Below are 11,828 nucleotides of genomic sequence, written 5' to 3'. Positions count from 1 at the left end.
GTGACACTTTATAATAATCTTTAGCGTACCAATCATTGACCCACTCTGCTGCATTGTAAGTCATATCATAAATACCGAGGGGGTTGGGCGCAAACATACCAACAGGGTTTAAGTCCGTATCAACATTAACGGTTTTTTCGGTAAACTCTTCATAACCACCTAATTCTGGATTATGGAAACCCCTTCCCCTAAATTGAATAAAGCCATTGTTGGTTGCGTAGTAAAGTTTTTGACCACGGCTGCGTGCCGCATATTCCCACTGCGCTTCGGTAGGCAGGTCCACTGGTACAGCGGTCAATTGCCCCAGCCACTGACAATAGTTTTTTGCATCTTGCCAATTTACTTTTCTAGCGGGTTTGCCTTCGTAATACTCTTTTCTTGATTCAAAATCTTTAGCATCCCGTTTGAGATATTGACCATCGATTATCCTCTGCTCAAATGGTCGATTAAACGCTTGTAAGTAAACATCATAATCCAGCAACTCCGCTTCATACTTTGACAACGAATAACTGCTTAGAGTGACTTCATGCTGAATATCCGCCCCGTGATCAACGATCGAGACCTGACTGTAACAGCTTGCTTCCGGCGTCCAGACTGGGCGATTAAGATCGTCGTTCATGCAGGGCATACGAAAGTCGCCCATAATAAAACTGCCACCTTCGACAAACACCATATTTTCAATCGACTTTACCGCGACCTCGGCGATCTTTTGTTTTAGTTCGCTGTCTGCATCTGGATAGTGTTTGTTGACATTACTAATAATGGTGTTGAGCTGCTGTTGAGAAAGCACGTTGCTGGAAATGTCGATATCGCTATTGCATGCCGCCAATAAAGGAATCGACCCGAGAAGACCTAGCCATTTATAATTCATTATCAATCCTCATCACTTAGCCGTTTATTTTAAGCGGCTAAGCAGGTGACATGAAGTTAATGACTCGGAAATAATGTGATTTCCCTTCCTTTTCTTAATGATGCACATCCCAGTTAATAATTAATGAATCTATCAAATAATTATCAGAAACGCTGCCTTAATATTGGTGTGGTTAAAACGTGTGTCCCGTTAAGAATCGCCCATGCACTTGAGCCCATACTCAAGGCCGATACGACGGCTAAAAAGCGCAAGGTTTTCATTGTTATACAACTCCTGTGTATGTGAAGTTGTATCAGCATAGATGAGGAAAAAATAACTAGAATAGTCACTAAGTCAGGTTGCGAGTGATCACGAAGAGCAAAGTAATAATGTTATTTATCATTCGCCGAAAGCGATAAATGAGTCGAAAAAAACCTATATAACAGCTAATTAGAAATGTGGCCGTTATCAAATAAATAGCCACTGAGCTGATAAAAAATTTTACCGTAACCGACTTGACGTCAACTAAGGGTATAACCAAGGTTGAGTCATCAACGTTACTCAACCTATTGAAGTTCGATACGTTTGTTGAATTTGAAAGTGAGATAATCATTCCATAGTAATATTCCTCCTGAACATGAAAATATTACCTCGTACTTTTAAGTAGTAGAGTCTTAAAACTGATTATTCAACTACTAAAACGATAGGTTCCCATGCCACAACCTTGTTATTTAAGAGTATCAGGACTGAATCAAGGCTTTATTACACGCAATGCAGGTGCAAGTAATTCCGTCGGCGTTCGGTTTGTTGAAGCGCATAAAGATGAAATTCTGGTGCAAAGTGTTTCTCATAATGTGGTGATACCCACTGATAGACAAAGTGGAAGTCCAACAGGACAAAGAATTCACGGTGCTCTAAAAGTTACATGTGAGATCACTAGTGCATTGCCATTACTTTATAACGCATTATGCCAAGGAGAGACATTAAACAAAGTTGTGCTTGACTGGTATCGTATTTCTTTGGATGGAACTCAAGAGAAGTTTTTCTCAACGGTGCTTACTAATGCACGGTTGAGTAAGATTCAGGTACTGCTGCCGGATTCAAGGGAAGCAAAGTCGCAGCATTTCAATCAGTTTGTTAATTTGTTTTTCAAGCATAGAAAAATTGAATGGTCACACCATACAGCAGGTACATATGGTGTAGACGATTGGCGAGTATCCCAGGAGGCTTGAGCATGATCAATATTGCAGAGTGTGAAATTGACCCTGACCGCTTGTCAGTGTCGGGAGTCCATGCTGTACAAGAGATATTAGACACAATTGAGACAGCAAATCTCTTAAATAAGGTGATTGCCGTCATTCCATTTTTTGATATTTTCTTAAAAGGTAAGCCGCATGAAAAATTGACCAATATTGCGTCATATGATTGGCAGGAATTTGCTCGCATTATGCGTTCGGTTAGCGATGTTAATCGAAAGAAAATAGAGAAAATTGCCGGTGAGGAGTGGTTAAATTCGTCAGGAAAAGAACATGAATTCTGGAAGTGTGTTTATCAGGCTATGTAGTATTGCGTTTCTTGCACTCTTCGGGGGGACATTGTCTTATGCTCAACCCAATGTGCCCGATAATCTGATGTTGAAGTCGGATAGCTCCATTGATAGCTATATCAGTTTTATCCAAAAATTTAAGATTTGTGGAGATAAAACTAACCGAGTAAATAACCCTTATCCGATAAATGATTGGCTGTTATCACTCCCGTTAAGAAAGCAATCAAGCGTTGTTATGTACTTATTAAGCGACGCTGAATATCGATGCTATGAAGTAGAGTTGAATGAAATGGTAGAGGCTTTAAAAAGTAATCAAGACCACCAAGCTATTAACATCCTAGAGTCCGAAGGTTGGTTGTCTAAGCCTGTTTATGGTCAATATTCATTAACAAATAAAAAAGACCTTGAGCTTACTCAGAGTGACCACGAGGCTTTATCGTTATTACTTAACATGAAGTATTTGCCGTTTGATCTAATTGGCATGGGGGAGTTATTGAAGGTGCTAAGAGAACAATAAAAGTATGCTACATGGACTAACGTTACTTTCCTGAACGAAAGTCCCCTGTTTGCCCCCCATAGGGTGAAGAGATATTTGAGATAAACTGTAGAATACTTCTGATAAAACAAAGCCTTGACGGTCACCACAATGTGGGATTCATCAAGGCTTATCATTAAGTTACAATGAGTTAGATGTAGGGATTAACCTAATCTTATTCCCACTCGATTGTCGCTGGTGGCTTACCTGAAATATCGTAAACAACACGTGAAATACCATCAACTTCGTTGATAATGCGGTTAGAAACCTTACCTAAGAAGTCGTATGGTAGATGCGCCCAGTGAGCAGTCATAAAGTCGATTGTCTCTACAGCACGTAGTGATACAACCCAATCGTACTTACGACCATCGCCCATTACACCAACAGAGCGTACTGGAAGGAATACCGTGAACGCCTGAGAAACTTTGTTGTAAAGATCAGCAGCGTGCAGTTCTTCAATGAAGATAGCGTCCGCACGACGTAGTAAGTCACAGTACTCTTTCTTAATTTCACCAAGAACACGAACACCTAAACCCGGCCCTGGGAATGGGTGGCGGTAAAGCATATTGTATGGTAGACCAAGTTCTAAACCAATCTTACGTACTTCGTCTTTAAACAGCTCACGTAGTGGTTCAACAAGACCCATTTCCATATCTTCTGGCAGGCCGCCAACGTTATGGTGAGATTTGATTACATGTGCTTTACCAGTCTTAGATGCCGCTGACTCGATAACGTCTGGATAGATCGTACCCTGAGCAAGCCATTTAGCATTCTTCAGCTTCTTCGATTCTTCATCGAATACGTCAACAAATACATGACCGATAGTCTTACGCTTATCTTCCGGATCAGATTTGCCTTCTAACGCTTTTAGGAAGTGATCTTCAGCATCTACTTTAATGATGTTTAGGCCAAATTTATCGCCAAACATGTCCATTACTTGCTGACCTTCGTTAAGACGAAGTAGACCGTTATCAACAAATACACATGTTAGTTTGTCACCAATAGCACGGTGAACCAGCATAGCAACAACAGAAGAGTCCACACCACCAGATAGGCCAAGAATCACTTCGTCATCACCAACTTGTTCTTTGATACGAGCAACTGCGTCTTCAATGATAGATTCTGAAGTCCATAGACGCTCACAACCACATACGCCAAGAACAAAGTTCTCTAGCATCTGTAAGCCACCTTTCGTGTGAGTGACTTCTGGGTGGAACTGAACACCGTAGTATTTCTTCTCTTCGTTTGCCATTGCAGCGTAAGGACAAGTATCCGTTTCGCCAACTTTCACGAAGTCTGCTGGAATTTCTACAACTTTGTCGCCGTGGCTCATCCAAACATCTTGAGTCGCTTCAAGATCTTTGAAGATAGCTGAGTCACCAGATACTTTTACTTGCGCGTAACCGAACTCACGTTCAGTTGAGCCAGCTACTTTACCACCTAGCTGCTCAGCCATAGTTTGCATGCCGTAACATACACCTAAAACTGGAACACCTGAGTCAAATACGTACTGTGGCGCGCGTGGTGAGTTTGCTTCTGTTACGCTTTCTGGGCCACCAGATAGAATGATACCGTCTGGATTGAATTCACGAATATCCGCTTCTTCAACATCCCAGCTCCAAAGTTCACAGTAAACGCCGATTTCACGTACGCGGCGAGCTACTAGTTGAGTGTACTGAGAACCGAAGTCCAAGATCAGAATACGTTGGTCATGAATATTTTTAGTCATTTTGAGCAGTCTTATAAGCTAAGTGATTAAAATGTAGGCGAGTGTACTCGCCTACTATTAATGCTTCAAGGAAAAAGCAAACGTTACCGTTGAATGTATAGGTTTTATTTTTACTACAATAAAAATTAACCTAGACGGTAGTTTGGTGCTTCCTTAGTAATTTGAACGTCGTGTACGTGAGACTCTTTCATGCCTGCACCTGAGATACGTACGAATTCAGCTTTCGTACGTAAGTCTTCGATAGTCGCGCTACCTGTTAGACCCATGCTTGAACGTAGACCACCCATTTGCTGGTGTACGATCTCTTTTAGGCGACCTTTGTAAGCAATACGGCCTTCGATACCTTCAGGTACAAGCTTGTCTGCTGCATTGTCAGACTGGAAGTAACGATCTGATGAGCCTTGCGACATGGCACCAAGAGAACCCATGCCACGGTAAGCTTTGTATGAGCGACCGTTGTATAGAATCACTTCGCCAGGTGCTTCTTCAGTACCCGCGAACATTGAACCAACCATTACACACGATGCACCTGCTACGATAGCTTTACAGATATCACCTGAGAAACGGATACCACCGTCAGCGATAACTGGAATACCGTGTTGGTTTGCTACTTCAGCAGCATCTGCGATTGCCGTTACCTGAGGAACACCAACACCCGTTACGATACGAGTTGTACAGATAGAACCAGGGCCGATACCTACTTTAACTGCACTAACACCAGCGTCGATCAGTGCTTTAGCACCTGCGCCAGTAGCAACGTTACCGCCAATGATATCTAGATCTGGGTAAGCTGCGCGAGTTTCGCGGATACGGTTAAGAACACCTTCAGAGTGACCGTGTGAAGAGTCAATCAGTAGTACGTCAACACCAGCTTCAACAAGTGCAGCAACACGCTCTTCGTTGCCAGCGCCAGCACCAACTGCTGCCCCAACACGTAGACGACCTTGCGCATCTTTACATGCGTTAGGCTTACGCTCTGCTTTGTGGAAATCTTTCGCGGTAATCATACCTGTTAGTTGGAACTCGTCGTTCACAACCAGTACTTTCTCTACGCGCGCTTTGTGCATTTTCTCTTGAACTTCTTCACGAGTAGCCCCTTCCTTAACTGCTGCAAGGCGCTCTTTAGGCGTCATTACAACATCTACTTTCTTAGAAAGGTCTGTTACAAAGCGAACGTCACGGCCAGTGATAATACCAACAAGCTCGTTAGTATCTGTTACCACTGGGAAACCTGCAAAACCATGCTTTTCTGTTAGTGCAACAACATCAGCGATTGTTGCATCAGGGCTTACTGTTACAGGGTGTGATACAACACCTGCTTCGTAAATTTTAACCTGATGAACCATCTGAGCTTGCTGCTCAATAGACATGTTCTTGTGGATAAAGCCAATGCCACCTTCCTGCGCAAGAGCGATAGCGAGACGAGCTTCCGTCACGGTATCCATCGACGCAGAAATCATCGGAATATTTAGAGTGATATTTTTCGTCAGCTGAGTGCGAAGATCAGCTGTGTTTGGGAGAACGGTGGAGTGTGCTGGCACAAGTAGTACGTCATCGAATGTCAGCGCTTCTTTGGCAATTCTTAGCATTTGCAATATCTCACAATTAGAGGAGTAAAAAGAACAATCCGGTCTCATCGTTTCGCATAATGAGGGCAGCAAGTTTAAGAAAATCTACTGCATTTGGATTAGATATTGCGGACGGATTATACGGCTTAGGAAATCGCTTGGCTACACATTTTTCTATTTTTTATTTGCAATTACCCCCTTGATATGTATTATATTGCCGCTAATTTCCATACTCACGCCTACGAGATTAGCTGTGTCTTCTCTGACCAATCAAAACATCTTCACCGTTTCTCGTCTTAATGCAGAAGTGCGCCTTTTGCTCGAAAATGAAATGGGTATTGTTTGGTTAGTTGGCGAGATATCTAACTTCTCTGCTCCTGTTTCTGGTCACTGGTACCTCACTCTTAAAGACTCTCGTGCTCAGGTAAAATGTGCCATGTTCCGTGGTAACAATCGCCGTGTCACCTTTAAACCGCAGAACGGTAATCAGGTCCTGGTCAAAGCGCGCCTCTCTCTTTACGAACCTCGTGGGGATTACCAACTGATCATTGAGAGCATGCAGCCTGAAGGCGATGGTCGACTGCAACAGCAGTTTGAAGAGTTGAAAATGAAACTGGCGGGTGAAGGCTTGTTTGCTCAAACCAGTAAAAAGCCTCTTCCAGAGCATCCGAAACGCGTGGGTGTCATAACCTCAAAAACCGGTGCAGCGCTATTTGATATTCTCGACGTACTCAAACGCCGTGATCCTTCCCTACCAGTCATTGTTTACCCAACGATGGTTCAAGGTGAAGAGGCCGCAATCCAGATCGCTCAGGCGATTGGTTGTGCGAATAGCCGCAATGAGTGTGATGTTCTGATCGTCGGTCGCGGAGGCGGTTCATTAGAGGATCTATGGTGCTTTAACAACGAGATTCTCGCCCGCACGATTGCGGCCAGTCAGATCCCAATTATCAGTGCGGTTGGTCATGAAATCGATGTGACGATCGCCGATTTCGTCGCGGATATGCGTGCACCGACACCGTCTGCTGCCGCTGAGCTAGTCAGTCGTGATAATAGCCATAAAGATCAAGCTCTCATTGGCCGTCAACACAAGCTTGTTGCTGCGATGCGCCACTACATCAATGAACAAAAACGGTGCACCACCTCACTTGTATACCGTTTGGAAAGACAGCATCCAAGCTATCAGTTGCAGCGCCAAAGCCAGCAACTTGATGAGCTAGAAGTGAAACTGCACCGCGCGATGCAGCACTATATTTCAGTTCGCCAGCAAAAAGTCGAGCGTCTGCAACACAGAGTTGCTCTCAACTCCCCTTTCAAGCATCTATCGCAACAGAAAGGAACATTGCAAAGACTCGAACAGAAACTGTTGGATGCGATGGATAGAAAGTTGCTTAACACACGTCATCAACTGGCACTGGCGGCTGAGAAACTTGACACCGTTAGCCCTCTAGCAACGTTAAAGCGCGGTTATTCCATTACCCAAACAGAACAGGGCAATGTGGTAGTTCGAGCCACAGACGTAAAAGCAGGTGACATCTTGGTCACCCGCTTATCTGATGGCGAAGTTTGTTCAACGGTCAATTAGCAACAAACTCAAATCTTACTTTCGATTTAGACTTTAACTCATTACAGCTGTTACAAAAATAGTTGGCTGCTCCACATGCCTGAAGCTTCTCAAGTTCCGCGTCACAGTCTGAGCAGTAGCCTATTTTCTTGTAGCTGACTTGGCAGCTCTGGCACTCATATTGTCCATCCCACTGCAGTTCAGCATTACAGCTAGGGCATTGATTTTCAGTCATAGCACTCTCTTTGATCTAACAATATCTTTCCATCAGTATCATTCGCTTCATCATCTACCAGCAATGATCTTAATCAGTATAGACTGCGCTTTGCGTGCTTAACCTGATACATTGACTGGTCCGCACGTCGAATTATCCCTTCAATCGAATCACTATTTGGCGTATGACTGTAGCTATAACCGACACTGACTTTGACCTGATAGCCATCAATGAGTCGCATATCATTAAAGGCACGTTCTAAACAGCCAGAGAAGTCTTCCAAATCGGACAAGCTTTCGAAGCAACAGAAGCCAACAAATTCGTCTCCTCCATAGCGCCCTAGCACCGAACGAAGCTGAAACTGTTGCTTGAGTACTTCGGCAACTTCGATCAACACACTATCCCCAACATCATGACCAAAGCGATCATTGATATATTTGAAGCTATCAATATCGATAAAAAAGCAGGCAAACAGCAAGTTGCGATTTTCATCATTCAACAATGTATTTTGCACTTCTAATTGCAACATTCTACGGTTGAAACAGCGTGTTAGAGGGTCACGGCTTGCGTGAAAGTGCAGTTGCTCTTCCAACTGATACTTTTCCAGTGCAACCGCATATAACGAAGCGACCATCTCAAGTATTTCGAGTTCTTCTGTGGTTGGGGTGGACGGTTTTTCGCTGTAAATGGCAAATGTACCAAGCACGCTACTATCAGATGCAATGATCGGTACAGACCAACAGGCATGCAGATTCGCTTGCTGAGTTAAAGCCGTATAGGGCCGCCAGTTTTCATGCTGATTTATATCCGAGACGACAACCGGTTTTCCCGTTGCCGCGGCTGCACCACAAGAGCCGACTTGAGGTCCGATGGCGACCCCTTCAATCGCTTGATTATAAAACTCAGGCAAATGTGGGGCGTGTTCTAAATACAAGTGTCCGTCAATATGTCGCAAAATAGACGCGAGCCTTCGACCAAATAATTGTTCCGACAATGCGATAACGGCTTCATTTAGTCGAGACTTGTCCATTCCTAAAGCTAACTGCTGCAACAAACGATTCACTGCCCGGTGAGCATCGAGCAGGCTGTACGTGTTCATTTCGCGTGCCTTATTCTTTTTTAATATAGTTATATGAGGAGAATATCATATACACATATGAAATTATCTGAACTGGAACACGCTTAGATGATCTTGTACAGATCATCGGCAAAATCCATTTTGATCAGCGATCTACCCTAAAAAGAATATTTATATAACCACACACCGAAAGCATAAGTTACATATGCTGCATTTCAATTTTAAACAGGATTTAAATCCAAGCATGAATCAAAATCCAAACCAAACAGGATTTAATAAAAAGATCATTTGCTACTATGATGGCTTTACACTGGTGTGCATTTCAATGTTTTGCTCATCTATCTGAGTTAAGCGTACTTCAATAGCAGCGTATTCAGTCAATGAGTTTACATGGCTGCCACCGCAAGGGATTACCGCTATTTCCCCCTGATGGAGATCGCACTGCCAGTAACGCGAATCGGTCAATGCTTCACCATGACACTCTACTTTGACCTCTGAACCAAGTTCGATCCACTGCAACAAAATGTGATTCACCTGTTGTTGAATTTGCTCAAGATTACTCAGCATATCTGCGCTGTTCAGGCCACGTTTACGTAACGTTTTACCTAGTCGATAGGTATCTAAGCATTGATCAGGGGTAACAAAGCTGGTGACCTGAGCATAGCTGTTAAAATCGTAATGGCCATGAGGGTCTTTGCGGTCAGCGTCTTTTCTCCAATAACCTTGCTCCGTTAACACTTTGTTCAACGCTAAGTAAGATAAATGACCCGCGCTATGTCCACGACTTAGCGAACCTTGGTAAGCCTTGTCTACAGCGAGAGTTACTCGCTCTCCTAGCTGCAATGCAGAGCAATCTGCTGCTAAACAGTGTACGACGACAAAACACCAACCGGATTCGTCACGCTTGACTGGAATCTCATGCCCAACATATAACTCACCCGTTGCCAGTTCTAGCGCACCAACTTGGCAATCAAGAACGGGGAGCTGGTTCAGTGTCCCTTTATCTGCCGGATGATCCGGCCAAATGTGGCTGACAGGGTGGAAGGGCGTTTTATTCGTTACAACGTAAAGATATTCACTGCCACGCTGTAACAGTTGAATGTCTGCGTCTAACTGCCAGATTCCGTGGCAGAATTGGGTAATCGTGGGGGTAACTTGCATCATTTATTCCTATAAAAAAAGCGCCGGAACGAATGCGGCGCTTTTCATTTAACTCGACAATCTGATCTTTCTCATCAAGATCAGTTTTTACGATTTTTCATCATGCTCATCAAGCGCTTACGTTTACGCTCTTGAGACAGTGTCATCTTGTTCGATTTCCCTTCGAACGGGTTATCACTGTTCTGGAACTGAATACGAATTGGTGTACCCATAATTTCCAGTGATTTACGGTAATAGTTCATCAAGTAACGCTTGTACGAATCTGGTAACTCATTAACCTGGTTACCATGGATAACCACGATTGGAGGGTTGTAACCACCTGCGTGAGCGTATTTCAGCTTCACACGACGACCACGAACCATTGGTGGCTGGTGATCATCCGTTGCCATCTTCATGATACGAGTCAGAACAGAGGTACCGACACGAGTCGTAGCCGATTTATACGCTTCTTGCACGGATTCAAATAGGTGGCCAACACCTGTGCCGTGAAGCGCTGAAATAAAGTGAATACGGGCAAAATCAACAAAGCCAAGACGACGATCGAGCTCTTTCTTGACCTGCTCTTTGACGTCCATATCTAGGCCGTCCCACTTGTTGACAGCGATAACGATAGAACGACCAGCATTCAGCGCAAAGCCAAGTAAGCTAAGGTCTTGATCTGAGATGTTCTCACGCGCATCGATAACCAGCATAACAACGTTCGCGTCTTCTACTGCTTTGAGTGTTTTTACTACCGAGAACTTTTCGACCGTTTCGTTAATACGAGTACGACGACGAACACCCGCGGTATCAATCAATACGTATTTGCGACCATCACGTTCCATCGGAATGTAGATAGAGTCACGAGTCGTTCCTGGCATATCGTAAACAACAACGCGTTCTTCACCCAAAATTCGGTTTGTCAGTGTCGATTTACCTACGTTTGGACGACCGATAATGGCCAGTTTGATTGGCTGATCTTGAAGGCGCTTGAACTCTTCTTCCGCCTCTTCTTCGCTGTAGTCGAGCTTCTCGTCTTCATCGACAAACTCGGTCAGATCTTCAATCTCACCTTTTGCTTCTTCAAGAAGTTGCTCTGCGAATGGGTTAAGAGCTAGATCGATAAGTGCCGTTACGCCTCGGCCGTGTGCCGCAGCGATTTGATACATGTTTTCTACGCCAAGCTGCCAAAATTCTGCACTTGCCGCATCAGCATCGATACCATCAACCTTGTTTACAACCAGCATTGATGGCTTTTCAATTTTACGTAGGTGTGAAGCAATAGCTTGGTCAGCAGCAGTCAAACCAGCACGACCATCGACCATAAACAGTACAACGTCTGCCTCATCGATTGCCGCCAGTGACTGTTGAGCCATTTTGGTTTCAACACCTTCTTCTGTGCCATCAATACCACCGGTATCAATAACGATAAATTCGTGTTCACCAAGCTTAGCTTGGCCATATTTACGGTCACGAGTTAAGCCAGGGAAATCCGCAACCAATGCGTCGCGTGTACGAGTCAATCGGTTAAACAACGTTGATTTGCCAACGTTTGGACGCCCTACCAGAGCAACAACAGGTACCATAACAACCTCTACAATATT

General features: G+C 44.0%; 11 protein-coding genes. 4 read left to right on the top strand and 7 right to left on the bottom strand.

Annotation, left to right across the window (positions count from 1 at the left end; translation table 11 throughout):
* On the bottom strand, positions 1–871 hold an 871-nt coding region (locus DA100_RS01340), incomplete at its 3' end, for an SUMF1/EgtB/PvdO family nonheme iron enzyme (protein WP_138970506.1).
* Between the two features lie 692 nt (positions 872–1,563).
* On the opposite strand from DA100_RS01340, the gene DA100_RS01335 reads away from it, so the two are divergent.
* From DA100_RS01335 to DA100_RS01325, 3 genes are read left to right on the top strand one after another with little or no spacing between them, the layout of a single operon-like run.
* Positions 1,564–2,082, top strand: coding sequence for an Hcp family type VI secretion system effector (locus DA100_RS01335; protein ID WP_138970505.1), 519 nt, complete (start codon positions 1,564–1,566; stop codon positions 2,080–2,082).
* A 2-nt stretch (positions 2,083–2,084) separates the two neighbouring features.
* The gene (locus DA100_RS01330) at positions 2,085–2,414 is read left to right on the top strand and encodes a hypothetical protein (RefSeq protein ID WP_138970504.1); all 330 of its coding nucleotides are present in this window, start codon (positions 2,085–2,087) and stop codon (positions 2,412–2,414) included.
* A complete protein-coding gene (locus DA100_RS01325; protein ID WP_138970503.1) occupies positions 2,380–2,913 on the top strand; it encodes a hypothetical protein in 534 nt (177 codons plus the stop codon). Before DA100_RS01330 ends, DA100_RS01325 begins: the two co-directional genes overlap by 35 nt.
* Before the next feature lie 193 nt (positions 2,914–3,106).
* Here the strand turns inward: DA100_RS01325 and guaA are convergent, their stop codons facing one another.
* A complete protein-coding gene (gene guaA / locus DA100_RS01320; RefSeq protein WP_138970502.1) occupies positions 3,107–4,660 on the bottom strand; it encodes a glutamine-hydrolyzing GMP synthase in 1,554 nt (517 codons plus the stop codon).
* A 125-nt stretch (positions 4,661–4,785) separates the two neighbouring features.
* Positions 4,786–6,249, bottom strand: coding sequence for an IMP dehydrogenase (gene guaB / locus DA100_RS01315; protein ID WP_138970501.1), 1,464 nt, complete (start codon positions 6,247–6,249; stop codon positions 4,786–4,788).
* A gap of 232 nt (positions 6,250–6,481) precedes the next feature.
* Here guaB and xseA point away from each other — a divergent pair, with 232 nt between their 5' ends.
* Positions 6,482–7,813: an exodeoxyribonuclease VII large subunit gene (gene xseA, locus DA100_RS01310; protein ID WP_138970500.1), complete on the top strand. Its 1,332-nt coding sequence runs from the start codon at positions 6,482–6,484 to the stop codon at positions 7,811–7,813.
* Here xseA and DA100_RS01305 read toward each other — a convergent pair.
* The 4 genes from DA100_RS01305 to der all read right to left on the bottom strand — a co-directional run bounded on the left by DA100_RS01305 (position 7,806) and on the right by der (position 11,810).
* Entirely contained in the window at positions 7,806–8,027 is a 222-nt protein-coding gene (locus tag DA100_RS01305) for a zinc ribbon domain-containing protein (protein ID WP_138970499.1), read from the bottom strand. The genes xseA and DA100_RS01305 overlap by 8 nt on opposite strands.
* Positions 8,028–8,100: 73 nt before the next feature.
* Positions 8,101–9,105, bottom strand: a complete 1,005-nt coding sequence (locus tag DA100_RS01300; RefSeq protein WP_138970498.1) for a sensor domain-containing diguanylate cyclase — start codon at positions 9,103–9,105, stop codon at positions 8,101–8,103.
* A 273-nt stretch (positions 9,106–9,378) separates the two neighbouring features.
* Entirely contained in the window at positions 9,379–10,245 is an 867-nt protein-coding gene (locus tag DA100_RS01295; RefSeq protein WP_138970509.1) for an alanyl-tRNA editing protein, read from the bottom strand.
* 80 nt (positions 10,246–10,325) lie between these two features.
* Complete coding sequence (der, locus tag DA100_RS01290; protein ID WP_138970497.1) at positions 10,326–11,810, bottom strand: ribosome biogenesis GTPase Der; 1,485 nt, start codon at positions 11,808–11,810, stop codon at positions 10,326–10,328.
* Positions 11,811–11,828 lie beyond the last annotated feature (18 nt).

It is taken from the genome of Vibrio sp. Hep-1b-8, from assembly GCF_006124995.1.
In the GTDB taxonomy this organism is placed as follows: Bacteria; Pseudomonadota; Gammaproteobacteria; order Enterobacterales; family Vibrionaceae; genus Vibrio.
This window is presented reverse-complemented; position numbering and strand designations above follow the sequence as displayed.